Below are 25,404 nucleotides of genomic sequence, written 5' to 3' on the forward strand. Positions count from 1 at the left end.
ATAAGCGACGCGCCACCGGCACGCTTTTATCCTCGAACTTTGCGTCTTTGTGTATAAATCGCATCCACCACAAAAATCGCCAGCGCCACCCAAATAAAGGCAAACGTCACCATCTTATCGGCGCCCGGTATTTCTCCATAGAACGTCACGGCCAGCAGGAACATCAGGGTTGGGCCAATGTACTGGAAAAAACCCAGCGTGGAGAGGCGCAGGCGCGTCGCCGCCCCGGTAAAGCACAGCAGCGGTACCGTGGTGACGATACCTGCCGCAATCAGCAACAGATTCAGCGACAGCGGATTCTGCCCCATATGGCTGGTTGGGCTATCCGCGATGCCAAACAGATAAATCGCGGCGACCGGCAATAGCCACAGCGTTTCGATCAGCATCCCCGTTTGTGCTTCAACCGCAATCTTCTTACGTACCAGGCCGTAAAACGCAAAGCTAAACGCCAGCCCCAGTGCGATGATCGGCAGAGAGCCGAAGGTCCAGAGCTGCACCAGTACGCCGCAGGCCGCCAGAATCACCGCCAGCCACTGCATACGACGGAAGCGCTCGCCGAGGAACAGCATTCCCAGCAGAATGTTAACCAGCGGGTTAATAAAATACCCGAGGCTGGCTTCCAGCATATGGTGGTTATTGACCGCCCATATAAAGAGCAGCCAGTTTCCACCGATCAGCACGGCTGACAGCGCCAGCATGAAAATTTTCTTCGGCGTTTGCAGCAGCGTTTTAACGCCAGACCACTGGCGGCTGATGCTCATCAGCGCGATCATAAAGAAAAATGACCAGATCACGCGGTGCGTCAGGATCTCGTCTGCGGGCACGTAGTAAATCAGTTTGAAGTACGCGGGTGCGATGCCCCAAATAAAATAGGCGGCAAGAGCGAGTAACACGCCCTGCCGCGTTTGCTTAGCATCCATCGGGAAAACTCATATCAGAAATGTAACAACAGTTTACCTGTTTTTATCCCACCATATAAGTTGCGGTCGCACTGGCAATGTAAAGCTGTTCTTCGTTGTGCAGTTCCACACGCGCCACAGCAACTTTATTGCCCGCGCGCAACAGGCTGCTGGTGGCGGTAAAGCGGTTGCCTCTGCCCGGGCGCAGGTAGTCAACGCGCAGATCGATAGTTCCCATACGCGACATGCGCTGGCGTAGCTCGTCTTCGCTGATGGTCTCATGGCGGGTCAGCGTGCTGCCCACGCACACCAGTCCGGCGGCGACGTCCAGCGCGGAGGCGATCACCCCGCCGTGTAAAATACTTTGCGCCCAGTTGCCTATCATCATCGGCTGATTGTTAAAGGCCAGTTGGGCAAACTCCTTTTCATAGCGTTCCAGCTCCAGTCCTAATGCCCGGTTAAAAGGCATATGGTAGACAAACATCTCGCCCACCAGTTTCAGGGCCTGCTCAGCGGTAAGTACGGAAGACATACGATCCAGATACTCCATTAGTTAATGAAATGTTGATATTATGCTTCTTATTTGTTGTTTTCTACTTTAAGAGAGGATAACTAAACAGGGATTAAGTAAGTATGTAGAATGGCTGGCAGATAATTATACCATTCAACACTTATTGCGTTCAGGAGAACACGACCGATGCGGGCGATTTTGGGTTGGTTATTACCAGCAGCAATGCTGCCATTGGCTGTATGTGCGCAGGAAGCGACAGTGAAAGAAATTCATGACGCGCCTGCGGTACAGGGCAGTATTATCGCAAACATGTTGCAGGTGCATGATAATCCCTTCACGCTTTATCCTTATGATACGAACTACCTGATCTACACCAATACCAGCGATCTGAACAAAGAAGCGATCAGCTCTTATAACTGGTCTGAAAACGCGCGCAAAGACGAAGTGAAGTTTCAGCTGAGCCTGGCCTTCCCGTTCTGGCGTGGGATTGTTGGGCCAAACTCGGTGCTGGGGGCGTCGTACACGCAGAAATCCTGGTGGCAGTTGTCCAACAGCGAAGAGTCCTCGCCGTTTCGTGAGACTAACTACGAACCGCAGTTGTTCCTCGGCTTTGCCACGGATTACCACTTTGCAGGCTGGACGCTGCGCGATGTGGAGATGGGGTATAACCATAACTCCAACGGGCGTTCCGATCCGACTTCGCGGAGCTGGAACCGCCTGTATACGCGTCTGATGGCGCAAAACGGTAACTGGCTGATGGAAGTGAAACCGTGGTACGTCGTTGGCGGCACCGGCGATAACCCCGATATCACTAAATATATGGGCTATTATCAGCTTAAAATCGGCTATCACCTGGGAGATGCGGTGCTGAGCGCGAAGGGCCAGTACAACTGGAATACCGGTTACGGCGGGGCGGAAGTGGGGTTAAGTTACCCGATGACGAAACATGTGCGTCTCTATACCCAGGTATACAGCGGCTATGGCGAATCGTTAATCGACTATAACTTTAATCAGACGCGTGTCGGCGTGGGTGTTATGCTGAATGACATATTCTGATCTGCGCAATGATTGTGTTTAAAACATTGCAGTTTCTTTCGCAGGCGCTGAAAATAGCGCCTGTTTTTATTTCAGGCAAACGGGGTTAATGTGGCGCAGGCGGAAGTGTTGAATCTGGAATTGGGGGCTAAACAGGTTTTACAGGAAACCTTTGGCTACCAACAGTTTCGCCCAGGCCAGGAAGAGATCATTGAGACGGTCGTCTCGGGTCGTGATTGCCTGGTCGTCATGCCGACCGGCGGCGGCAAATCCCTGTGTTACCAGATTCCAGCCTTACTGCTTAACGGACTCACCGTTGTCGTTTCGCCGCTTATCTCCCTGATGAAAGATCAGGTCGACCAGTTGCTGGCAAACGGCGTGGCGGCGGCGTGCCTGAACTCGACGCAGAGCCGTGAACAGCAGCATGAGGTTATGGCCGGTTGCCGAACCGGGCTGGTTCGCCTGCTGTATATTGCGCCGGAGCGCCTGATGCTGGATAACTTCCTTGAGCATCTGGCGCACTGGAATCCGGTCTTACTGGCCGTCGATGAAGCGCACTGTATCTCGCAGTGGGGGCATGACTTCCGCCCGGAATACGCCGCGCTCGGTCAGCTCCGCCAGCGTTTTCCTTCCTTGCCGTTTATGGCGTTGACCGCCACCGCAGATGACACCACCCGACTGGATATTGTTCGCCTGCTGGGGCTGAACGATCCGTTAATCCAGATCAGCAGCTTTGACCGTCCGAACATCCGCTACATGCTGATGGAGAAATTTAAGCCGCTCGATCAGCTGATGCGCTATGTGCAGGAACAGCGCGGCAAGTCCGGTATCATCTACTGTAACAGCCGGGCGAAGGTGGAGGACACCGCCGCACGTCTGCAAAGTCGCGGCATCAGCGCGGCGGCGTATCATGCCGGTCTGGAAAATAACGTGCGCGCCGATGTGCAGGAGAAGTTCCAGCGCGACGATCTGCAAATCGTCGTGGCGACCGTCGCATTTGGTATGGGCATTAACAAACCTAACGTGCGCTTTGTGGTGCATTTCGATATTCCCCGCAACATTGAATCCTACTATCAGGAAACCGGCCGCGCCGGGCGTGACGGCCTGCCCGCAGAGGCGATGCTGTTCTACGATCCGGCTGATATGGCGTGGCTGCGCCGCTGTCTGGAGGAGAAACCCGCCGGGCAGCTACAGGATATTGAACGGCATAAACTGAACGCGATGGGGGCGTTTGCCGAAGCGCAGACCTGTCGTCGTCTGGTGCTGCTGAACTACTTTGGCGAAGGGCGGCAGGAACCCTGCGGCAACTGTGATATTTGCCTCGACCCGCCAAAACAGTACGACGGCCTGATGGATGCGCGTAAAGCCCTGTCGACGATTTATCGCGTTAATCAGCGTTTTGGTATGGGCTATGTGGTGGAAGTATTGCGCGGCGCGAACAATCAGCGTATCCGCGATTTAGCTCATGACAAATTGCCGGTGTACGGCATTGGTCGCGACCAGAGCCATGAGCACTGGGTCAGCGTGATTCGTCAGCTTATTCATCTGGGTATGGTTACGCAGAATATTGCCCAACATTCGGCGTTGCAGTTAACCGAAGCGGCGCGTCCGGTGCTGCGTGGCGAAGTGCCGTTGCAGCTTGCCGTGCCGCGCATCGTCGCGTTGAAGCCGCGAGTGATGCAGAAATCCTTCGGCGGCAATTACGATCGCAAACTGTTCGCCAAACTGCGCAAATTGCGTAAGGCCATTGCTGATGAAGAAAATATCCCGCCGTATGTCGTCTTTAACGATGCGACGCTGATTGAAATGGCCGAACAGATGCCGGTTTCGCCGAGCGAAATGCTGAGCGTTAACGGCGTCGGCATGCGCAAGCTGGAGCGTTTCGGTAAAGAGTTTATGGCGCTGATCCGCGCGCATGTCGATGGTGACGACGAAGAGTAGTCAGCCAGGTAAAAAAGTGCCAGGATGGTGACTCGGTAAACTATTCCCCCGCGAGTCATTTTTATGTTGATGCTATTTCTCACCGTAGCGATGGTGCATATCGTTGCGTTAATGAGTCCTGGACCGGACTTTTTCTTTGTCTCTCAAACCGCCGTGAGCCGCTCGCGCAAGGAAGCAATGATGGGCGTGCTGGGCATTACCTGCGGCGTCATGGTTTGGGCGGGCGTTGCGTTGCTCGGCCTGCATCTGATTATCGAGAAAATGGCCTGGCTGCATACCATCATTATGGTGGGTGGTGGTTTGTACCTGTGCTGGATGGGCTATCAGATGCTGCGTGGCGCGCTGAAAAAACAGGACGTCGCCGCGCCTGCGCCGCAGATTGAACTGGCGCAAAGCGGTCGTAGCTTTGTGAAAGGTTTGCTGACGAACCTGGCGAACCCGAAAGCGATCATCTATTTCGGATCGGTCTTTTCACTGTTCGTTGGCGATAACGTCGGCGTAGCCGCGCGCTGGGGCATTTTCGCGTTGATTATCGTGGAAACGCTGGCCTGGTTTACCGTGGTCGCCAGCCTGTTCGCGCTACCGAAAATGCGTCGCGGTTATCAGCGTCTGGCGAAGTGGATCGACGGCTTTGCCGGTGCGTTGTTTGCCGGTTTCGGCATTCACCTGATTATTTCGCGTTAATTATCGTAGGCCGGATAAGCGTTAGCGCCATCCGGCAATTTCTCAGGCATGCCTTGCGGACGCCAGCAGCGCACCCACCAGCATAAACAGCGAACCAAATACCTTATTTAACGCCTTCATTTGCTTCGGCCCTTTAATCCAGCCTGCGATACGTGTCGCCAGCGTCGCGTAACCGATCATCACAATGATATCAACGACAATGGTTGTGATACCGAGCACGACGTACTGCATCAGCTGCGGCTCCTGCGGCTTGATAAACTGCGGAAATAGCGCGGCGAGAAAAACAATGCTCTTTGGGTTGGTCAGGTTTACAAATACCGCGCGCCTGAACAGACGGCTTCGGGACTGCGCGTGCGCCAGCGTGTTGAGATCGATGGCGCCTGCGGCACGCCATTGCTGGATACCCAGCCAGATCAGATAAGCGGCGCCCGCCCATTTCAGGACTTCGAATGCGACGACGGAACGTGAAAACAGCGTCCCCAGGCCAACGCCAACCAGTACGATGTGTATGCCAAGCCCGGTCTGCAAACCCGCAATAGACGCCGTTGCGCCGCGATAGCCGTGGCTGATTGCCGTGGTCATGGTATTGATGGCGCCGGAGCCGGGAGAAAGGCTCAAAATAATGGATGTCAGCAGATAAGCGAACCACCATTCGAAGGTCATGAGGAACTCCCTGATTGTCTGTTTTTATGCCACAATACCCTACTGTCGCTGTATTGTGTCAGGCATCATAAAGAAAACGATTTTTACCTGGTAAACGAGGCTGGATACCCGATGTTTCAGCAGCAAAAGGACTGGGAAACGAGAGAAAACGCGTTCGCTGCTTTTTCTATGGGGCCACTGACAGATTTCTGGCGTCAGCGGGAAGAAGCAGAATTCACGGGCGTGGACGACGTTCCCGTACACTTTGTCCGCTTTCACGCAAAGAAAAACGATCGTGTCATCGTCATCTGTCCAGGTCGCATTGAAAGCTACGTAAAGTATGCCGAACTGGCGTATGACCTGTTCCATCTTGGTTTTGATGTCCTCATCATCGACCACCGCGGGCAAGGGCGCTCCGGGCGTTTGCTGTCGGATACGCACCGTGGTCATGTGGTCAATTTTAACGATTATGTCGATGACTTAACCGCATTCTGGCAGCAGGAAGTGCAATCGGGGCCGTGGCGGAAACGCTATATTCTGGCGCACTCTATGGGGGGCGCTATCGCCACGCTGTTCCTGCAACGCAACGCCGTCCAGTGTGATGCCATCGCGCTTTGCGCGCCGATGTTTGGTATCGTGATGCGCTTACCGGAATGGATGGTGCGCCACATTCTTGACTGGGCCGAGGGGCATCAGCGAATCCGTGAAGGGTATGCCATTGGCACCGGGCGCTGGCGAGCGCTGCCCTTTAGTATGAATGTGCTAACGCACAGTCGGCAGCGCTATCGGCGCAATTTACGTTTCTATGCCGATGAACCCCGGCTGCGCGTCGGGGGGCCGACTTACCACTGGGTGCGTGAAGGTATTCTGGCCGGTGAGCAGGCTTTGGCGGGGGCGGGTGATGACGCAACCCCTGTGCTACTCGTTCAGGCTGAAGAAGAGCGTGTGGTGGATAACCGCGCGCATGACCGTTTTTGTGAAATCCGCGCCGCAGCGGGCCATCCTGTAGAGGGAGAGCGACCGCTTGTCATAAAAGGCGCGTACCATGAGATCCTTTTTGAAAAGGACGCAATGCGCTCAGTCGCGCTTAACGCCATTGTCGAATTTTTCGACAGGCATAACTAATTCATCCAGCGGAAACCGCTTTGCCTTGAGGTTTAATTTTCTTATGTATCAGGTTGTTGCGTCTGATTTAGATGGTACGCTGCTCTCTCCCGATCACACGTTGTCCCCTTACGCGAAAGAGACGCTGAAATTATTGACCGCCTGTGGCGTGAATTTTGTGTTCGCGACTGGCCGCCACCACGTCGATGTGGGGCAAATCCGCGATAATCTTGAGATTAAGTCTTACATGATTACCTCCAACGGCGCGCGCGTGCATGACACCGACGGGAACCTGGTGTTCACTCACAACCTTGACCGCGACATCGCCAGCGATCTGTTTGGCGTAGTGAATGCAAGCCCGGATATCGTGACTAACGTCTATCGCGATGACGAGTGGTTTATGAACCGCCACCGCCCGGATGAAATGCGTTTCTTCAAAGAAGCAGTATTTCACTATTCGCTGTTCGAACCGGCGATGCTGGAGCCTGAAGGGGTCAGCAAAGTGTTCTTCACCAGCGATGCGCATGAAAAACTACTGCCGCTGGAGCAGGCGATTAACGCACGCTGGGGCGATCGCGTGAACGTCAGTTTCTCTACGCTGACCTGTCTGGAAGTGATGGCGGGAGGCGTGTCGAAAGGGCATGCGCTGGAAGCCGTCTCGAAAGCGATGGGCTACAAATTGCAGGATTGCATTGCGTTTGGCGATGGCATGAACGACGCGGAAATGCTCTCGATGGCGGGGAAAGGCTGCATTATGGGCAATGCCCATCAGCGCCTGAAAGATCTGCATCCGGGTCTGGAAATCATTGGCATCAATGCCGACGATGCCGTACCGCATTATCTGCGTAAGCTCTTTTTGCGGTAATGCGATTGCTCTTTAGTTGACCAGTTGTCAACTAAACTCTCCGCTACAATGGGTGCCCTTTATTCAAAGAGACATCCATTGTGGCGCTACTCATCATTACCACTATCCTGTGGGCCTTCTCCTTTAGCCTGTTCGGCGAGTATCTCGCGGGTCATGTTGATAGCTATTTTGCGGTGCTGGTGCGTGTTGGGCTGGCAGCGCTGGTGTTTCTCCCGTTTCTGCGTACCCGTGGGCATAGCGTAAAAACCATTGGCCTGTATATGCTGGTGGGAGCGATGCAGCTTGGCATTATGTATATGCTGAGTTTCCGCGCCTATCTCTATCTGACGGTCTCCGAACTGCTGCTGTTTACCGTCCTCACGCCGCTTTATATCACGCTGATTTATGATTTGATGAGCAAGCGTCGCCTGCGCTGGGGTTATGCCTTCAGCGCGTTGCTGGCGGTCATCGGCGCTGGGATTATTCGTTACGACCAGGTTACCGATCATTTCTGGACGGGGTTACTGCTGGTACAGCTTTCCAATATCAGTTTTGCCATCGGGATGGTGGGCTACAAGCGTCTGATGGAAACCCGGCCTATGCCGCAGCATAACGCGTTCGCCTGGTTTTACGTCGGGGCATTTCTGGTGGCCGTTGTCGCCTGGTCTATGCTGGGGAACGCGCAGAATATGCCGGAAACGACGCTACAGTGGAGCATTCTGATCTTCCTGGGCGTGGCGGCGTCGGGCATCGGCTACTTCATGTGGAACTATGGCGCGACCCAGGTGGATGCCGGTACGTTAGGCATCATGAACAATATGCATGTGCCTGCGGGACTGTTGGTTAATCTGGCTATCTGGCATCAACAGCCCCACTGGCCGAGTTTTATTACAGGCGCGCTTGTGATACTGGCTTCCCTGTGGGTACATCGGAAGTGGGTCGCTCCGCGCTCCGTACAAACGGCAGATGGTCGCATGCGTGGTTCCGCGCCGAGCGAATAAACGCTTCAGTCACCGCCTGACGCTGCTCGCCATCGCGCACCGCAGCGTAGAGGCGGCTCCATAAGCCGTCTCCCAGGGTTTTGGTAACGACCAGCCCCTGGCGTTCGAAACTCTCCACTACCCAGTGCGGCAGGGCGGCAATGCCCATTCTGGCGGCGACCATCTGGATCAGCAGCAGGGTGTTATCCACGTTTTTCAGTGACGGGCTGATGCCGGCGGGTTGCAGGAAATGCCGCCAGACATCCAGTCGGCTGCGCTGTACCGGATAGATCAACAGCGTCTCGCTGGCTAAATCTTCCGGCGTAATCTGCGCCTTACTGGCCAGCGGATGATCGGGCGCCAGCACCAGTCGTACTTCAAAATCGAACATCGGCGAATAGTGCAGCCCGCTGCGCGGCAGGATGTCTGATGTCATCACCAGATCCAGCTCCCCCTGTTGCAGCGCGGGCTGGGGATCAAACGTCACGCCGGATTTGAAATCCATCTCAACCTGCGGCCACCTGGCGTGGAAGTTTTCCAGCGCCGGGGTCAGCCACTGAATACAGCTATGACATTCAATCGCAATGCGTAATCGGGTCTGCTGTGGTTCGTTACAGGCCTGTAGGGCGCGGCTAATCTGCGGCAGTACCTGGTTTGCCAGTTGCAGGAGAATTTCCCCCTGTGGCGTAAAACGCAGCGGCTGACTCTTACGGACAAATAACCGGAAGCCAAGGCGCTGTTCCAGATCGCTGAACTGGTGAGACAAGGCGGATTGGGTCTGGTGCAGCGTAGCCGCCGCAGCCGCCAGCGAACCGCTATTCCGCAACGCCTGGAGCGTTTTCAGGTGTTTAATCTCGATCATGAAAGTCCTTCACTTCGGCATGAGTAAATTGCGCTTGAGGAATATACAGTACCTGCCAATTATAGATGTGTAAACATCTGGACGTCTAAAACTCGTCATATTTCGACTTGCAGATGCGTTGGCTTCCTCGCTTACCCCAGTCACTTACTTCAGTAAGCTCCTGGGGATGCGCATCGTTGCCGCCTTCCTGCAAGCCGAACTATTTAGAGTTTTTTATTCAGATTCAATGAAATAAGAGAGGAATAAACATGACAATCCGCAATCACACCCTCGGTTTTCCTCGCGTTGGCCTGCGTCGTGAGTTAAAAAAAGCGCAAGAGAGCTACTGGGCGGGCAACGCCACCCGTGAAGACCTGCTGGCAACCGGACGTGAACTGCGTGCGCGCCACTGGGATCAACAAAAGCAGGCGGGCATCGACCTGCTGCCGGTGGGCGATTTCGCCTGGTACGACCATGTTCTGACCACCAGCCTGTTGCTGGGCAATGTACCGGCTCGTCATCAGAACAGCGACGGCTCGGTGGATATCGACACTCTGTTCCGCATTGGCCGCGGTCGCGCGCCGACCGGTGAGCCGGCTGCGGCGGCGGAAATGACCAAATGGTTTAACACCAACTATCACTACATGGTGCCGGAGTTTGTGAAGGGTCAGCAATTTAAACTGACCTGGACTCAGCTTCTGGATGAAGTGGACGAAGCGCTGGCGCTGGGTCACAAGGTGAAACCGGTACTGCTGGGGCCGGTAACCTACCTGTGGCTGGGTAAAGTGAAGGGGGAGTCGTTCGACCGTCTGAGCCTGCTGAACGACATTCTGCCGGTCTACAAACAGGTACTGACCGAGCTGGCGAAACGCGGCGTTGAATGGGTACAGATTGATGAACCTGCGCTGGTGCTGGAACTGCCGCAGGAATGGCTGGATGCTTACAAGCCTGCGTATGATGCGCTGCAAGGCCAGGTGAAGCTGCTGCTGACGACCTATTTTGAAGGCGTCACGCCGAATCTGGATACCATCGCCGCGCTGCCGGTGCAGGGTCTGCACGTTGATCTGGTACACGGTAAAGATGACGTTGCCGAACTGCACAAGCGTTTGCCGTCTGACTGGCTGCTGTCTGCGGGGCTGGTTAACGGTCGCAACGTCTGGCGCGCCGATCTTACGGAAAAATATGCGCAAATTAAGGACATTGTCGGCAAACGCGACCTGTGGGTGGCCTCATCCTGCTCTCTGCTGCACAGCCCGATCGACCTGAGCGTCGAAACCCGTCTGGATGCGGAAGTGAAAAGCTGGTTTGCTTTCGCGCTGCAAAAATGCGGTGAACTGGCGCTGCTGCGCGATGCGCTGAACAGCGGCGACACGGCAAAACTTGAAGCGTGGAGCGCGCCGATTCAGGCTCGTCGCCACTCCACCCGCGTGCACAACGCGGCGGTGGAGAAACGTCTGGCGGCGATTACCGCCCAGGACAGCCAGCGTGCCAGCCCTTATGCCGCACGTGCCCAGGCGCAGCGTAACCGTTTTAACCTGCCGTCATGGCCGACCACCACGATCGGCTCATTCCCGCAGACGACGGAAATCCGCGGCCTGCGTCTGGACTTCAAAAAGGGCAACCTTGATGCGAATCACTACCGTACCGGCATCGCTGAACACATCAAACAGGCGATCGTTGAGCAGGAGCGTTTAGGTTTAGACGTACTGGTACACGGTGAAGCTGAGCGTAACGACATGGTGGAGTACTTCGGTGAACATCTGGATGGTTTTGTCTTCACCCAGAATGGCTGGGTGCAGAGCTATGGCTCTCGCTGCGTGAAACCGCCGGTCGTCATTGGTGATGTCAGCCGCCCGGAACCGATCACCGTGGAGTGGGCGAAATACGCGCAGTCCCTGACTGATAAACCGGTGAAAGGGATGCTGACCGGCCCGGTGACGATCCTCTGCTGGTCATTCCCGCGTGAAGATGTGAGCCGTGAAACCATCGCTAAACAGATTGCGCTGGCGCTGCGTGATGAGGTTGCCGATCTGGAAGCGGCGGGAATCGGCATCATTCAGATTGATGAACCAGCACTGCGTGAAGGGTTGCCGCTGCGTCGTAGCGACTGGGATGCTTACCTGCAATGGGGTGTGGAAGCCTTCCGCATCAACGCTGCGGTGGCGAAGGATGATACCCAGATCCATACCCACATGTGTTACTGCGAGTTCAATGACATCATGGATTCTATCGCGGCGCTGGATGCGGACGTGATTACCATTGAAACGTCGCGCTCTGATATGGAGCTGCTGGAGTCGTTCGAAGAATTTGAATACCCGAACGAAATCGGGCCGGGCGTCTACGACATTCACTCGCCGAACGTACCGAGCGTAGAGTGGATTGAAGCCCTGCTGAATAAAGCCGCTCAGCGTATTCCGGCGGAACGTCTGTGGGTGAACCCGGACTGCGGCCTGAAAACCCGCGGCTGGCCGGAAACCCGCGCCGCGCTGGCGAACATGGTCAAAGCCGCGCAGAATCTGCGTCAGGCATAATTCGGTGCTCGGGAAGCGCTAGCGCTTACCCGGGTTACAGGAAATCGCAACTGTTGTAGGCCCGGTAAGGCGTAGCCGCCACCGGGCAATTAACGTTTATTTCTTCCCGCCGTACTGCGCAAACCACTCAAGCATTCTTTGCCAGCCATCTTTCGCCGACTCTTCATGATAGCTCGGACGATAATCCGCATTAAAAGCATGTCCTGCATCCGGGTAAACGACGATCTCCGCTTTGGCGTTTGCTGCGCGCAGCGCCTGCCGCATGGTTTCGACGGTATCCACGGGAATGCCAGTGTCCTGCCCGCCATACAGCCCCAGAACCGGCGCGTTCAGATCGGTCGCGATATCCACCGGGTGTCTGGGCGAGTTCAGGGTTTTGTCCCCGACCAGCTTTCCATACCATGCTACCGCGGCTTTTAACTGTGGATTGTGTGCTGCATACAGCCAGGTAATGCGCCCGCCCCAGCAAAAGCCGGTTATCATCAGACGATGTACATCGCCGCCGTTGCGGGAGGCCCAACTGGCGACGTGGTCCAGATCCGCCAGTACCTGAGAGTCCGGTACTTTGGCCACCAGACCGCTTAACAGCGTTGGGATATCGGCAAAATCGTTCGGATCGCCTTCGCGGAAATAGAGTTCTGGTGCGATAGCCAGATACCCTTCCAGCGCCAGGCGGCGGCAAACGTCGCGAATATGTTCATGAACGCCAAAGATCTCCTGCACCACAATGACAACGGGTAACGCGCCATCGTTCACTTTTGGCCGCGCGTGCCAGGCGGGCATCTCATCACCCTGAGTAGGAATAGATGTTACGCCTGCGATAATGGCGTCATCCGGGGTGTGAACCGTTGTGGTAGCAAGGGGGGAAGCAGCAGGTGCAAAGCCAGATTGTTGTGTCGTTGTCATGGTATTCTCCGTACCCTTAAGGAAATAGCGCAATGTTAAATATAGACAGCATGCAACAAATCACATTGCCTGAAACAGGCTATCTTTTGTGCAATGGTGCGCGGTATTGATATGTTTATGTGATGTGACTCACTATTTCATGGTAATTCAATGCAATTTATTTACTTCATGGTGATGAGTGTCACGAAACTATTTTTAGCTCTTCGGTAAAGTGTCTTTTTGCTTCTTCTGACAAACCCGATTCACAGAGGAGTTTTTATGTCCAAGTCTGATGTTTTTCATCTCGGCCTCACCAAAAATGATTTACAAGGGGCTACGCTGGCTATCGTCCCTGGCGACCCGGAGCGTGTGGAAAAGATCGCCGCGCTGATGGAAAAGCCGGTTAAGCTGGCATCTCATCGCGAATTCACCACCTGGCGCGCTGAGCTGGATGGTAAAGCTATCATCGTCTGCTCTACCGGTATTGGCGGCCCGTCCACCTCTATTGCGGTAGAGGAACTGGCGCAACTGGGTATTCGTACTTTCCTGCGTATCGGCACCACTGGCGCTATTCAGCCGCATATCAACGTGGGCGATGTGCTGGTCACAACCGCGTCTGTACGTCTGGACGGAGCGAGCCTGCACTTTGCGCCGATGGAGTTCCCGGCCGTCGCCGATTTTGAATGTACGACTGCGCTGGTTGAAGCGGCGAAATCCGTGGGCGCGACCACTCACGTTGGCGTTACCGCCTCTTCTGACACCTTCTATCCGGGTCAGGAACGTTACGACACCTTCTCTGGCCGCGTCGTTCGTCGTTTCAAAGGTTCTATGGAAGAGTGGCAATCGATGGGCGTCATGAACTACGAAATGGAATCCGCTACGCTGCTGACCATGTGCGCGAGCCAGGGTCTGCGTGCCGGTATGGTGGCGGGCGTTATCGTTAACCGCACTCAGCAAGAGATCCCGAATGCGGAAACGATGAAACAGACCGAAAGCCATGCGGTGAAAATTGTTGTGGAAGCAGCGCGTCGTCTGCTGTAATTCTTCCCTTTCCCACGAAAGGCCGACGCGTTCGGCCTTTTCTTTTTGCGTAGCGCCTCGCAGGAAAACCCTTTCAAACTGGACGTTTATACAGCACAATTCTATTTTGTGCGGGTAATTCCTTGATGCAGGGGGCGTGGTGGATATCACAATCATTTTGTATGCCGTGTTGGCGCTGGCAGGTGTGGGGGTAGGCTGGCTGATCGCCAGTTATCAACAGGCGCAGCATAAGGCCGAACAGCTGGCGGAACGTGAAGAGATTGTGGCGTCGCTCAGCGCTGCAAGACAGCAGGTTGCGTTAAGCGAACACTGGCGCGAAGAGTGTGAACTGCTCAATAACGAACTGCGCAATCTGCGGGACATCAACACCTCGCTGGAAGCGGATCTGCGTGAAGTCACCACGCGGCTGGAGGCCACTCAGCTGCATGCGGAAGATAAAATCCGCCAGATGATCAACAGCGAACAGCGCTTAAGCGAGCAGTTTGAGAACCTTGCCAACCGCATCTTCGAGCAGAGCAACCGCCGGGTTGATGAGCAAAACCGCCAGAGTCTGAATAGCCTGTTAACGCCGCTGCGCGAACAGCTGGATGGCTTCCGTCGCCAGGTGCAGGACAGCTTTGGTCAGGAGGCGCGTGAACGCCACACCCTGGCGCATGAGATCCGCAATCTACAACAGCTGAATGCGCAGATGACGCAGGAAGCGGTGAACCTGACGCGCGCATTGAAAGGCGATAATAAAACCCAGGGTAACTGGGGAGAAGTGGTGCTGACGCGCGTACTTGAAGCCTCGGGTCTGCGTGAAGGTTATGAGTATGAAACCCAGGTGAGTATTGAAAATGACGCCCGCTCGCGTATGCAGCCGGATGTTATTGTGCGTCTGCCGCAAGGGAAGGATGTCGTCATCGACGCCAAAATGACGCTGGTTGCCTATGAGCGCTATTTTAACGCTGAAGATGAGTACACGCGCGAAAGCGCGCTACAGGAGCACATCGCGTCAGTACGTAACCATATTCGCTTGCTGGGGCGCAAGGATTACCAGCAGTTGCCGGGGTTACGCACGCTCGACTATGTGCTGATGTTCATTCCTGTCGAGCCTGCGTTTTTACTGGCGCTGGACAGACAGCCCGAACTGATTACCGAAGCGCTTAAAAATAATATTATGCTGGTCAGCCCGACGACGTTGCTGGTGGCGTTGCGTACGATTGCCAACTTATGGCGCTATGAGCATCAAAGCCGTAACGCGCAGCACATCGCAGACAGAGCCAGCAAACTCTACGACAAGATGCGCTTATTTATCGATGACATGTCGTCCATCGGCCAGAGTCTGGACAAAGCGCAGGACAACTACCGGCAAGCCATGAAAAAACTCTCCTCAGGGCGTGGAAATGTGCTGGCGCAGGCGGAGGCTTTTCGTGAACTGGGGGTGGAAATCAAACGCGAGATAAATCCAGATCTGGTTGAACGTGCGACCTCGCAGGATGAAGAGTATCGTTTACGCGCGGTTCCTGAAGATCAACAGGATACGCCTTGTGCTGACGATGAGCGGGTAAATCAGCAATCGCACTAGTTCATTCGGGGTAGCGGAGCCCGGTTGAAGGGTAGGGCAAATTGGCCCAATCTGTTACACTTCTCGAACATTTTATTGATGAGCAGGCACTGAGATGGTGGAAGATTCACAAGAAACGACGCACTTTGGCTTTCAGACCGTCGCTAAAGAGCAGAAAGCTGACATGGTGGCCCACGTTTTTCATTCTGTGGCGTCAAAGTACGATGTCATGAATGACTTGATGTCATTTGGCATTCACCGCTTGTGGAAGCGCTTCACCATCGACTGTAGCGGCGTGCGTCGTGGTCAGACCGTTCTTGACCTGGCGGGCGGTACAGGCGACCTGACAGCCAAATTCTCGCGTCTGGTTGGCGAAACCGGCAACGTTATCCTGGCGGATATCAATGACTCGATGCTCAAAATGGGCCGCGAGAAGCTGCGTAACATTGGCGTGATTGGCAATGTTAAGTACGTGCAGGCCAACGCCGAAGCGCTACCTTTCCCGGATAACACATTCGATTGCATCACCATTTCGTTTGGTCTGCGTAATGTGACGGAAAAAGAGAAAGCGCTGCGCTCCATGTACCGTGTACTGAAACCGGGCGGGCGTTTGCTGGTGCTTGAGTTTTCTAAACCAATTATCGAGCCGCTGAGCAAAGCGTATGACGCATATTCATTCCACATTTTGCCGCGTATTGGCTCAGTCGTGGCGAATGATGCGGACAGTTACCGCTATCTGGCGGAATCTATCCGTATGCATCCGGATCAGGACACCTTAAAAGCGATGATGCAGGACGCCGGGTTTGAAAGCGTCGATTACTACAACCTGACGGCGGGCGTTGTTGCGCTGCATCGTGGCTATAAGTTCTGACAGGAGACCGGGGATGCCTTTTACACCCTTCGTGACCGCAGGAATCGAAAATCTGCTCAATACCTTTCTGTACCGTTCACCGGCGCTGAAATCCGCCAGAGCGCGTTTGCAGGACAAGGTGCTGCGTGTGGAGCTCAAAGGATTTTCGACGCCGCTCGTATTGGTGTTCAGTGAACGCCAGGTCGATGTGCTGGGGGCATGGGAAGGCGAGGCTGATTGCACGGTCATCACGCATGCCAGCGTGTTGCCTGAATTGCGCGATCGCCAGCGGCTTACCGCGCTTATTCGCAGCGGCGAGCTGGAGGTTCAGGGCGATATTCAGGTGGTACAGAATTTTGTGGCGCTGGCCGATCTGGCGGAATTCGATCCCGCAGAGCTTTTAGCGCCTTATACCGGCGATATCGCGGCGGAAGGGATCAGCAAAGTCCTGCGTGGCGGCGCTAAGTTTTTACGTCATAACATTCAGCGTCAGCAGCGTTATATCGCTGAGGTGATAACTGAAGAGTGGCGTATGGCGCCCGGGCCGCTGGAAGTGGCATGGTTTGCAGAAGAAACGGCAGCCGTTGAGCGTGCAGTAGACGCGCTGACTAAACGGCTGGAAAAACTGGAGGCCAAATGACGCCAGGTGAAGTACGGCGCCTTTATTTCATCATTCGCACCTTTTTAAGTTACGGCCTTGATGAGCTGATCCCCAAAATGCGTATCACGCTGCCGCTTCGGTTATGGCGTTACTCATTATTCTGGATGCCGAACCGGCATAAAGACAAACCGCTGGGTGAACGATTAAGGCTGGCTTTGCAGGAGCTGGGGCCGGTGTGGATCAAATTTGGTCAAATGCTTTCCACCCGTCGTGACCTTTTCCCGCCTCAGATTGCCGATCAGCTTGCGCTATTGCAGGATAAAGTCGCCCCTTTTGATGGCGCGCTGGCGAAAGCACAAATTGAAGAAGCAATGGGCGGCCTGCCTGTTGAAGAGTGGTTTGATGACTTTGACATCCAGCCATTAGCCTCTGCGTCGATTGCCCAGGTACATACCGCGCGGCTGAAGTCGAACGGTAAAGAGGTGGTGATTAAGGTTATCCGCCCGGATATTCTGCCGGTTATTAAAGCCGATTTAAAACTGATCTACCGTCTTGCCCGTTGGGTGCCGCGCCTGCTGCCGGACGGACGACGCCTGCGCCCGACCGAAGTCGTTCGCGAGTATGAAAAAACGCTGATCGATGAGCTGAATTTGCTGCGTGAATCGGCAAACGCCATCCAGCTACGGCGTAATTTCGAAAACAGCCCCATGCTGTATGTTCCCGAAGTCTATTCCGACTACTGTAGTCAGGACATGATGGTCATGGAGCGGATTTACGGCATTCCCGTTTCGGATGTGGCGACGCTGGAAAAGAACGGCACCAACATGAAGCTGCTGGCTGAGCGTGGCGTACAGGTCTTCTTTACCCAGGTGTTCCGCGACAGTTTTTTCCATGCGGATATGCACCCTGGCAATATCTTCGTCAGCTATGAGCATCCTGAAAATCCGAAATACATTGGGATTGATTGCGGCATTGTGGGGTCGCTGAACAAAGAGGATAAACGCTATCTGGCGGAGAATTTCATCGCGTTCTTTAACCGTGACTACCGCAAAGTAGCGGAACTGCATGTGGATTCAGGGTGGGTGCCACCGGATACCAATGTTGAAGAGTTTGAGTTCGCTATCCGCACCGTGTGCGAGCCTATTTTCGAAAAACCGCTGGCGGAAATCTCGTTTGGTCACGTTTTATTAAACCTTTTCAATACGGCGCGTCGATTTAACATGGAAGTCCAGCCACAGCTGGTATTGTTACAAAAGACATTGCTGTATGTTGAAGGGGTTGGACGCCAGCTCTATCCACAGTTGGATCTGTGGAAAACGGCAAAGCCGTTTCTTGAATCCTGGATTAAAGATCAGGTTGGCATTCCTGCGCTCACCAGAGCACTTAAGGAAAAAGCGCCGTTCTGGGTCGAAAAAATGCCAGAAATACCTGAACTGGTGTATGACAGTTTGCGCCAGGGCAAATATTTACAGCACAGTGTTGATAAGATTGCGCGCGAGCTTCAGGAGAATCATGTGCGTCAGGGACAATCCCGCTATTTACTGGGCATTGGCGCGACGTTGTTGTTAAGTGGGACATTCCTGCTTGTCAGCCGCCCGGAATGGGGGCTGATGCCTTGCTGGTTAATGGCCGGAGGCCTGGTCGCCTGGCTGATTGGCTGGCGTAAAACTCGCTGATTTTTTCATCGCTCAAGGCAAGTCGTGTATAATGCGACCTTAATAATTCATCATCTATCACAGAGGAACTCGTATGGGTGGTATCAGTATTTGGCAGTTGTTGATCATTGCCGTCATCGTTGTACTGCTATTTGGCACCAAAAAGCTCGGCTCCATCGGTTCCGATCTTGGCGCGTCCATTAAAGGCTTCAAAAAAGCGATGAGCGATGATGATGCAAAGCAGGATAAAACCAGTCAGGACGCTGATTTTACCGCTAAATCTATCGCTGATAAGCAAGGTGAAGCGCAAGGCGAAGCGAAGAAAGAAGACGCCAAAAGTCACGATAAAGAGCAGGTATAATTCGTGTTTGACATCGGTTTTAGCGAACTGCTGTTGGTATTCGTGATCGGCCTCATCGTTCTGGGGCCTCAACGATTGCCGGTAGCGGTAAAAACGGTAGCGGGCTGGGTACGCGCGTTGCGATCCCTTGCGACCACGGTTCAGAATGAACTGACCCAGGAGCTGAAGCTCCAGGAGTTCCAGGACAGTCTGAAGAAGGTCGAAAAAGCGAGCCTCCAGAACCTGACTCCAGAACTGAAAGCCTCGATGGATGAACTTCGTCAGGCCGCGGAGTCGATGAAGCGTTCCTACAGCGCCAACGATCCTGAAAAAGCGAGCGATGAAGCGCATACCATCCATAATCCGGTGGTGAAGGATAACGAAGCGCAGCATGAAGGGGTTACACCTGCCGCCGCTGAAACCCAGGCCAACTCTCCTGAGCAAACACCGGAAACGGCTGATGCCGGGCAGCCTGAACAGACGGAAGCCGCTTCCGTAAACGAGATGGACGCAGAAAAGAAATCCGCCGCGACTGTTGTCGAATCCTCCCCCTCGTCGAGTGATAAATCGTAAACATGGCTGTAGATGATACCCAACCTCTTATTACGCATCTGATTGAACTGCGTAAGCGTCTGTTGAACTGCATTATTGCGGTTATTGTGATTTTTCTGGCGTTGGTCTATTTCGCCAATGACATTTATCACATGGTTGCCGCGCCGCTGATCGAACAGATGCCGCAGGGTGCGACGATGATCGCCACCGACGTGGCCTCGCCGTTTTTCACCCCTATCAAACTGACTTTCATGGTGTCGCTGATCCTGTCTGCGCCCGTGATTTTGTACCAGGTATGGGCGTTTATTGCCCCTGCGCTGTATAAGCATGAACGTCGTCTTGTCGTGCCGCTGCTGGTGTCCAGCTCGCTGCTGTTCTATATCGGCATGGCGTTCGCCTACTTTGTGGTCTTCCCGCTCGCGTTTGGTTTCCTTGCCAATACCGCGCCGCAGGGCGTACAGGTTTCTACCGATATCGCCAGTTACCTCAGCTTTGTGATGGCGTTATTTATGGCATTCGGCGTCTCTTTCGAGGTGCCCGTCGCGATTGTCCTGCTCTGCTGGATGGGGGTAACTACCCCTGAGGACTTGCGTAAGAAGCGTCCTTACGTCGTGGTTGGCGCGTTTGTCGTGGGGATGTTGCTGACGCCGCCAGATGTCTTCTCACAAACATTGCTGGCGATACCGATGTACTGCCTGTTTGAGGTTGGCGTGTTCTTCTCTCGCTTCTATGTCGGTAAACGACGTCCACGAGAAGAAGATGACGAGGCCGGGACTGAGCAGGCCGGGAAAACTGAAGAATAAACGCAACCGCCCGTCAGGGCGGTTGTTATATGGGAGGAAGCATGTTTGATATCGGCGTTAATTTAACCAGTTCGCAATTTGCGAAAGATCGCGATGACGTGGTGACGCGCGCGCTGACTGCCGGGGTGTCAGGTATGCTTCTGACCGGAACCAATCTGCACGAAAGCCAGCAGGCGCAAAAACTGGCGCAGCGTTATGCCTGCTGCTGGTCGACGGCTGGCGTACATCCGCATGACAGCAGCCAGTGGCAATCAGAAACTGAAGACGCGATCGTTGCTCTGGCAAGCCAGCCGGACGTGGTGGCGATTGGCGAATGTGGTCTGGACTTCAATCGTAATTTTTCCACGCCGCAAGAACAGGAACGCGCCTTCCAGGCGCAGTTGCGCATTGCCGCTGAGTTGCAGATGCCCGTTTTTATGCACTGTCGGGATGCGCATGCGCGTTTTCTGGCGCTGCTTGAGCCGTGGCTGGATAAACTCCCGGGCGCGGTATTGCATTGCTTTACCGGTACGCGTAAGGAGATGCAGGAGTGCATAGACAGAGGGCTTTATATCGGTATCACGGGTTGGGTCTGCGATGAACGTCGTGGTCTTGAATTGCGTGAGTTGCTGCCCTTCATCCCTGCGGAAAAACTGTTGATTGAGACCGACGCCCCCTACCTGTTGCCGCGCGATCTCACGCCTAAACCGGCTTCGCGGCGTAACGAACCGGCGCATCTGGCGCACATTCTTGCGCGCGTTGCCCACTGGCGCGGGGAAGACCCGCAATGGCTGGCGGCCACAACGGATGCCAATGTCAAAACGCTGTTTGGGATTGCCTTCTAAAGCGCGCTTAAACTTTACGAAACGCGGTGTTTTTCACGCTCTGCTTCACCTCTTTATTCAGCAGGTTAAGCAGCAGCATGGAGCGCGCTTCGCCATCCGGTTCGGTAAAAATCGCCTTCAGACCTTCAAATGCGCCTTCAGTGATAATCACGCTGTCCCCCGGGTAGGGCGTTTCGGGATCAACGACGCCTTCCGGTTTGTAGACAGAAAGCTGATGAATCACGTTGGACGGAACGGTGGCAGGGTGCGCGCCAAACCGCACGAAGTGGCTGACGCCGCGCGTGGCGTTGATCGTGGTGGTATGAATCACTTCCGGGTCGAATTCAACAAACAGATAGTTAGGAAAGAGCGGTTCGCTAACGGCGGTACGTTTGCCGCGCACCATTTTTTCCAGCGTGATCATCGGCGTCAGGCAATTTACCGCCTGTCTTTCGAGGTGTTCCTGGGCACGCTGAAGTTGCCCGCGCTTGCAGTACAGTAAATACCAGGATTGCATAATAACTCTTATCCGCTTGTCCGGGGCGCAAGCATAACAAAAGCCATGCGCTAAGTTAATTATACCCGTTGTATTTCAGGCTGCTTCTTTGTTGACTACCTCGCCGCAACCTGAAATTTATTGGGTAGATAACCCCTGGGTTCCCCTGTACCGTCAGAGTTCACGCTAATTTAACAAAAATACAGCATCACGATGATGAACGCCGTATAATGAGGCGCTTACAAAGAGGCCACAACTGACGCCATGAAATATCACGACTTACGCGACTTCCTGACGCTGCTGGAACAGCAGGGTGAACTCAAACGCATTATGCTTGCGGTAGATCCTCATCTGGAAATGACTGAAATTGCTGACCGTACGCTGCGTGCGGGCGGGCCTGCTCTGTTGTTTGAAAATCCCAAAGGCTATGCGATGCCGGTGTTGTGCAACCTGTTTGGCACGCCCAGACGCGTCGCAATGGGTATGGGCCAGGAAGATGTCACCGCGTTGCGCGAAGTCGGCAAGCTGCTGGCGTTTCTGAAAGAGCCGGAGCCGCCGAAAGGGTTCCGCGACCTGTTTGATAAGCTGCCGCAGTTTAAGCAAGTGCTGAACATGCCGACCAAACGGCTACGCGGCGCGCCGTGCCAGCAGAAAGTGTTCTCTGGCGACGACGTTGATTTACAGCGTATTCCCATCATGACCTGCTGGCCGGAAGATGCCGCGCCGCTTATTACCTGGGGGCTGACCGTGACGCGCGGCCCTCACAAAGAGCGGCAAAATCTGGGGATCTACCGTCAGCAACTGATCGGCAAAAACAAGTTGATCATGCGTTGGTTGTCGCATCGTGGCGGCGCGCTGGATTTCCAGGAGTGGTGCGCGGCGCATCCTGGCGAGCGTTTCCCGATTGCCGTGGCGCTGGGCGCCGATCCGGCCACCATTCTCGGCGCAGTGACTCCCGTACCGGATACACTGTCGGAATACGCGTTTGCAGGGCTGCTGCGTGGCACAAAGACGGAAGTGGTTAAATGTCTCTCCAGCGATCTTGAAGTACCTGCAAGTGCGGAAATCGTCCTGGAAGGTTATATTGAACCGGGCGAAATGGCGGCGGAAGGGCCGTATGGCGACCACACCGGTTATTACAATGAAGTGGATAACTTCCCGGTTTTCACCGTTACGCACATTACGCAGCGTGAAGACGCCATTTATCACTCGACTTATACCGGCCGACCGCCTGATGAACCTGCTGTGCTCGGTGTGGCGTTGAATGAAGTCTTCGTCCCGATTTTGCAAAAGCAGTTCCCGGAAATTGTTGATTTCTATCTTCCGCCGGAAGGGTGTTCTTATCGACTGGCCGTTGTAACGATGAAAAAGCAGTACGCGGGTCATGCGAAACGCGTCATGATGGGCGTTTGGTCATTTTTACGCCAGTTTATGTATACCAAATTTGTTATCGTCTGCGATGACGACGTCAACGCACGCGACTGGAATGATGTGATTTGGGCGATCACCACCCGTATGGACCCGGCGCGGGATACGGTGCTGGTAGAAAACACCCCCATTGATTATCTGGATTTTGCCTCGCCGATCTCCGGGCTAGGTTCAAAAATGGGACTGGATGCCACAAACAAATGGCCGGGCGAAACCCAACGTGAGTGGGGGCGTCCTATCAAGAAAGATCCTGAAGTGACTGCGCGTATTGACGCGATTTGGGATGAGTTGGCCATCTTTAACGACGGTAAAGGCGCCTGAGGCGCGATCGTTTTGCCCTATAGACCCGACAGAGGGAGCGCATGACAACCTTAAGCTGTAAAGTGACCTCGGTAGAAGCTATCACCGATACCGTATATCGCGTTCGTTTAGTGCCAGACGCGGCGTTTTCCTTTCGCGCTGGTCAGTATCTGATGGTCGTAATGGATGAGCGGGATAAGCGTCCGTTCTCTATGGCCTCCACGCCGGATGAGCACGGATTCATTGAGCTGCACATTGGCGCTTCGGAGCTTAATCTGTATGCGATGGCGGTGATGGATCGCATTCTGAAAGACAGAGAAATTGTCGTCGATATTCCGCATGGCGAAGCCTGGCTGCGTGATGATGAAGAGCGCCCGCTGATTCTGATTGCGGGGGGAACGGGTTTCTCCTATGTCCGTTCAATTTTGCTGACGGCGCTTGCGCGTAATCCGAATCGCGACGTGACGATCTACTGGGGCGGACGTGAAGAGAAGCATCTTTACGATCTCGCTGAGCTGGAGGCGCTTTCGGTTCAGCACCCGAATCTGCGCGTTGAGCCGGTGGTTGAGCAACCGGAAGAAGGCTGGCGTGGCCGCACGGGTACGGTATTAACTGCGGTATTGCAGGATCACGGTACGCTGGCGGGGCATGATATCTACATTGCCGGTCGTTTTGAGATGGCGAAAATCGCTCGTGACCTGTTCTGCAATGAGCGTAACGCGCGGGAAGATCGCCTGTTTGGCGATGCGTTTGCCTTTATCTAAGCAATAAAAAAACCCGCCCCTGACAGGCGGGAAGAACGGCAACTAAATTGTTATAGAGTGGCATTTGCGTTGTAGGCCGGATAAGACGCCTGAGCGTCGTCATCCGGCATGGTCGCCGGGGGCGCTTCGCTTGCCCGGCCTGCAATAAATAACGCTCTATGATTGAACTCGCTCAAATACTGTCGCGATACCCTGACCTAATCCGATACACATCGTCGCCAGGCCAAACTGGGCGTCTTTGCGCTCCATCAGATTCAACAGCGTGGTGCTGATGCGCGCCCCGGAACAACCCAGCGGGTGGCCCAGTGCGATCGCGCCGCCGTTGAGGTTGATCTTCTCGTCAATCTGCTCCATCAGTCCCAGATCTTTTATACACGGCAGGATCTGCGCGGCGAACGCTTCGTTCATTTCAAACAAATCGATATCGCTGGCGGCAAGCCCTGCTTTTTTCAGCGCCAGTTTTGACGCCGGAACCGGGCCGTAACCCATAATCGAGGGATCGCAACCGACAACCGCCATTGAACGAATGCGGGCGCGTGGTTGCAGGCCCAGTTCACGCGCACGGCTTTCGCTCATTACCAGCATAGCGGCTGCGCCATCGGAGAGGGCGGAAGAAGTGCCTGCGGTCACGGTGCCGCTGACCGGATCAAACGCGGGGCGCAGAGTCGACAGCGCTTCGACGGTGGTCTCCGGGCGGATGACTTCGTCGTAGTTAAACTGCTTCAGCACGCCGTCGGCGTCATGGCCGCCGGTCGGAATGATCTCGTTTTTAAACGCGCCGGACTGCGTGGCTGCCCAGGCGCGGGCGTGTGAACGTGCGGCAAACGCATCCTGCATTTCACGGCTGATGCCGTGCATACGGGAAAGCATTTCTGCCGTCAGCCCCATCATCCCGGCGGCTTTGGCTACGTTGCGGCTCAGGCCGGGATGGAAATCGACGCCATGACTCATTGGTACATGGCCCATATGCTCCACGCCGCCAATCAGGCACGCCTGCGCGTCGCCGGTCATGATCATCCGTGCGGCATCGTGCAGCGCCTGCATGGAGGAACCACACAGACGGTTAACGGTGACCGCCGGAACGGAGTGGGGGATTTCAGCCAGTAGCGCGGCGTTGCGGGCGATGTTAAAACCCTGCTCCAGCGTTTGTTGCACGCAGCCCCAGTAAATGTCGTCGATAGCGGTTGCTTCCAGCGCGGGATTACGCGCCAGCAGACTGCGCATTAAGTGTGCGGAGAGATCTTCTGCCCGCACGTTACGAAATGCGCCGCCCTTTGAACGGCCCATCGGGGTGCGAATTGCATCGACAATGACAACCTGTTCCATTG

The 25,404-nt window shown here is 54.7% G+C and carries 24 protein-coding genes and 1 pseudogene; 18 read left to right on the forward strand and 7 right to left on the reverse strand.

Annotated features, from left to right (window positions below):
- Window positions 1-26: 26 nt before the first annotated feature.
- Window positions 27-920 carry an EamA family transporter RarD gene (gene rarD / locus OGW17_RS04080; RefSeq protein WP_071258137.1) on the reverse strand — a complete coding sequence of 298 codons (894 nt, stop codon included), beginning with the start codon at window positions 918-920 and terminating at the stop codon, window positions 27-29.
- Between the two features lie 43 nt (window positions 921-963).
- A complete protein-coding gene (gene yigI, locus OGW17_RS04085; RefSeq protein WP_071258151.1) occupies window positions 964-1,431 on the reverse strand; it encodes an acyl-CoA thioesterase YigI in 468 nt (155 codons plus the stop codon).
- Window positions 1,432-1,596: 165 nt separating this feature from the next.
- Between yigI and pldA the strand changes: the two genes are divergently transcribed.
- The 3 genes from pldA (at window position 1,597) to rhtC (ending at window position 5,070) form a co-directional block, all read left to right on the forward strand.
- Window positions 1,597-2,466: a phospholipase A gene (gene pldA, locus OGW17_RS04090; RefSeq protein ID WP_071258138.1), complete on the forward strand. Its 870-nt coding sequence runs from the start codon at window positions 1,597-1,599 to the stop codon at window positions 2,464-2,466.
- A 90-nt stretch (window positions 2,467-2,556) separates the two neighbouring features.
- Complete coding sequence (recQ, locus tag OGW17_RS04095) at window positions 2,557-4,386, forward strand: ATP-dependent DNA helicase RecQ (protein WP_049009841.1); 1,830 nt, start codon at window positions 2,557-2,559, stop codon at window positions 4,384-4,386.
- 63 nt (window positions 4,387-4,449) lie between these two features.
- Entirely contained in the window at window positions 4,450-5,070 is a 621-nt protein-coding gene (rhtC, locus tag OGW17_RS04100) for a threonine export protein RhtC (RefSeq protein ID WP_012131165.1), read from the forward strand.
- A 42-nt stretch (window positions 5,071-5,112) separates the two neighbouring features.
- Here the strand turns inward: rhtC and rhtB are convergent, their stop codons facing one another.
- A complete protein-coding gene (gene rhtB, locus OGW17_RS04105; RefSeq protein WP_047459975.1) occupies window positions 5,113-5,733 on the reverse strand; it encodes a homoserine/homoserine lactone efflux protein in 621 nt (206 codons plus the stop codon).
- Between the two features lie 111 nt (window positions 5,734-5,844).
- Between rhtB and pldB the strand changes: the two are divergent.
- The 3 genes and pseudogenes from pldB to OGW17_RS04120 all read left to right on the forward strand — a co-directional run.
- Window positions 5,845-6,834, forward strand: a pseudogene (pldB, locus tag OGW17_RS04110) (lysophospholipase L2); the annotation flags it as partial.
- A gap of 46 nt (window positions 6,835-6,880) precedes the next feature.
- Window positions 6,881-7,681 carry a sugar/pyridoxal phosphate phosphatase YigL gene (yigL, locus tag OGW17_RS04115; RefSeq protein ID WP_012131170.1) on the forward strand — a complete coding sequence of 267 codons (801 nt, stop codon included), beginning with the start codon at window positions 6,881-6,883 and terminating at the stop codon, window positions 7,679-7,681.
- 80 nt (window positions 7,682-7,761) lie between these two features.
- A complete protein-coding gene (locus OGW17_RS04120) occupies window positions 7,762-8,661 on the forward strand; it encodes a carboxylate/amino acid/amine transporter (RefSeq protein WP_012131171.1) in 900 nt (299 codons plus the stop codon).
- On the opposite strand, the gene metR is transcribed toward OGW17_RS04120, so the two are convergent.
- Window positions 8,549-9,502, reverse strand: a complete 954-nt coding sequence (metR, locus tag OGW17_RS04125; RefSeq protein WP_071258139.1) for an HTH-type transcriptional regulator MetR — start codon at window positions 9,500-9,502, stop codon at window positions 8,549-8,551. The two genes, OGW17_RS04120 and metR, sit on opposite strands and share 113 nt — an antisense overlap.
- A 248-nt stretch (window positions 9,503-9,750) precedes the next feature.
- Between metR and metE the strand changes: the two genes are divergently transcribed.
- Window positions 9,751-12,012, forward strand: a complete 2,262-nt coding sequence (gene metE / locus OGW17_RS04130) for a 5-methyltetrahydropteroyltriglutamate--homocysteine S-methyltransferase (protein ID WP_012131174.1) — start codon at window positions 9,751-9,753, stop codon at window positions 12,010-12,012.
- A 96-nt stretch (window positions 12,013-12,108) separates the two neighbouring features.
- On the opposite strand, the gene OGW17_RS04135 is transcribed toward metE, so the two are convergent.
- Window positions 12,109-12,918 carry a dienelactone hydrolase family protein gene (locus OGW17_RS04135; protein WP_049009834.1) on the reverse strand — a complete coding sequence of 270 codons (810 nt, stop codon included), beginning with the start codon at window positions 12,916-12,918 and terminating at the stop codon, window positions 12,109-12,111.
- 258 nt (window positions 12,919-13,176) lie between these two features.
- On the opposite strand from OGW17_RS04135, the gene udp reads away from it, so the two are divergent.
- From udp to tatD, 9 genes are all read left to right on the forward strand, one after another.
- Window positions 13,177-13,938 carry a uridine phosphorylase gene (gene udp / locus OGW17_RS04140; protein WP_012131176.1) on the forward strand — a complete coding sequence of 254 codons (762 nt, stop codon included), beginning with the start codon at window positions 13,177-13,179 and terminating at the stop codon, window positions 13,936-13,938.
- A 139-nt stretch (window positions 13,939-14,077) separates the two neighbouring features.
- Window positions 14,078-15,505: a DNA recombination protein RmuC gene (gene rmuC, locus OGW17_RS04145; protein WP_024130102.1), complete on the forward strand. Its 1,428-nt coding sequence runs from the start codon at window positions 14,078-14,080 to the stop codon at window positions 15,503-15,505.
- Window positions 15,506-15,599: 94 nt separating this feature from the next.
- On the forward strand, window positions 15,600-16,355 hold the full coding sequence (ubiE, locus tag OGW17_RS04150; protein ID WP_012131179.1) for a bifunctional demethylmenaquinone methyltransferase/2-methoxy-6-polyprenyl-1,4-benzoquinol methylase UbiE: 756 nt from the start codon (window positions 15,600-15,602) through the stop codon (window positions 16,353-16,355).
- Window positions 16,356-16,368: 13 nt separating this feature from the next.
- Entirely contained in the window at window positions 16,369-16,974 is a 606-nt protein-coding gene (gene ubiJ / locus OGW17_RS04155) for a ubiquinone biosynthesis protein UbiJ (RefSeq protein ID WP_071258140.1), read from the forward strand.
- The gene (gene ubiB / locus OGW17_RS04160) at window positions 16,971-18,611 is read left to right on the forward strand and encodes a ubiquinone biosynthesis regulatory protein kinase UbiB (RefSeq protein WP_012131181.1); all 1,641 of its coding nucleotides are present in this window, start codon (window positions 16,971-16,973) and stop codon (window positions 18,609-18,611) included. The genes ubiJ and ubiB overlap by 4 nt, the downstream gene beginning before the upstream one ends.
- 73 nt (window positions 18,612-18,684) lie before the next feature.
- Window positions 18,685-18,951, forward strand: coding sequence for a Sec-independent protein translocase subunit TatA (gene tatA, locus OGW17_RS04165; protein WP_012131182.1), 267 nt, complete (start codon window positions 18,685-18,687; stop codon window positions 18,949-18,951).
- Between the two features lie 3 nt (window positions 18,952-18,954).
- The gene (gene tatB / locus OGW17_RS04170) at window positions 18,955-19,503 is read left to right on the forward strand and encodes a Sec-independent protein translocase protein TatB (protein WP_012131183.1); all 549 of its coding nucleotides are present in this window, start codon (window positions 18,955-18,957) and stop codon (window positions 19,501-19,503) included.
- Between the two features lie 2 nt (window positions 19,504-19,505).
- Window positions 19,506-20,285, forward strand: a complete 780-nt coding sequence (tatC, locus tag OGW17_RS04175) for a Sec-independent protein translocase subunit TatC (protein WP_071258141.1) — start codon at window positions 19,506-19,508, stop codon at window positions 20,283-20,285.
- Between the two features lie 41 nt (window positions 20,286-20,326).
- Entirely contained in the window at window positions 20,327-21,109 is a 783-nt protein-coding gene (gene tatD / locus OGW17_RS04180; protein ID WP_071258143.1) for a 3'-5' ssDNA/RNA exonuclease TatD, read from the forward strand.
- Window positions 21,110-21,116: 7 nt separating this feature from the next.
- On the opposite strand, the gene rfaH is transcribed toward tatD, so the two are convergent.
- Window positions 21,117-21,605: a transcription/translation regulatory transformer protein RfaH gene (gene rfaH / locus OGW17_RS04185; RefSeq protein WP_012131186.1), complete on the reverse strand. Its 489-nt coding sequence runs from the start codon at window positions 21,603-21,605 to the stop codon at window positions 21,117-21,119.
- Between the two features lie 243 nt (window positions 21,606-21,848).
- Here rfaH and ubiD point away from each other — a divergent pair, with 243 nt between their 5' ends.
- Both ubiD and fre read left to right on the forward strand, forming a co-directional pair.
- Window positions 21,849-23,333, forward strand: a complete 1,485-nt coding sequence (gene ubiD / locus OGW17_RS04190) for a 4-hydroxy-3-polyprenylbenzoate decarboxylase (protein ID WP_071258145.1) — start codon at window positions 21,849-21,851, stop codon at window positions 23,331-23,333.
- 41 nt (window positions 23,334-23,374) lie between these two features.
- Window positions 23,375-24,076 (forward strand): NAD(P)H-flavin reductase, encoded by a 702-nt coding sequence (fre, locus tag OGW17_RS04195; RefSeq protein ID WP_012131188.1) that lies wholly within the window; start codon window positions 23,375-23,377, stop codon window positions 24,074-24,076.
- 156 nt (window positions 24,077-24,232) lie between these two features.
- Here fre and fadA read toward each other — a convergent pair whose 3' ends face one another.
- Window positions 24,233-25,402: an acetyl-CoA C-acyltransferase FadA gene (fadA, locus tag OGW17_RS04200; protein WP_071258147.1), complete on the reverse strand. Its 1,170-nt coding sequence runs from the start codon at window positions 25,400-25,402 to the stop codon at window positions 24,233-24,235.
- Window positions 25,403-25,404 lie beyond the last annotated feature (2 nt).

Origin of the sequence: Citrobacter sp. CK181 (assembly GCF_030333595.1) — a bacterium.
GTDB classification, from domain to species: Bacteria; Pseudomonadota; Gammaproteobacteria; order Enterobacterales; family Enterobacteriaceae; genus Citrobacter_B; species Citrobacter_B koseri.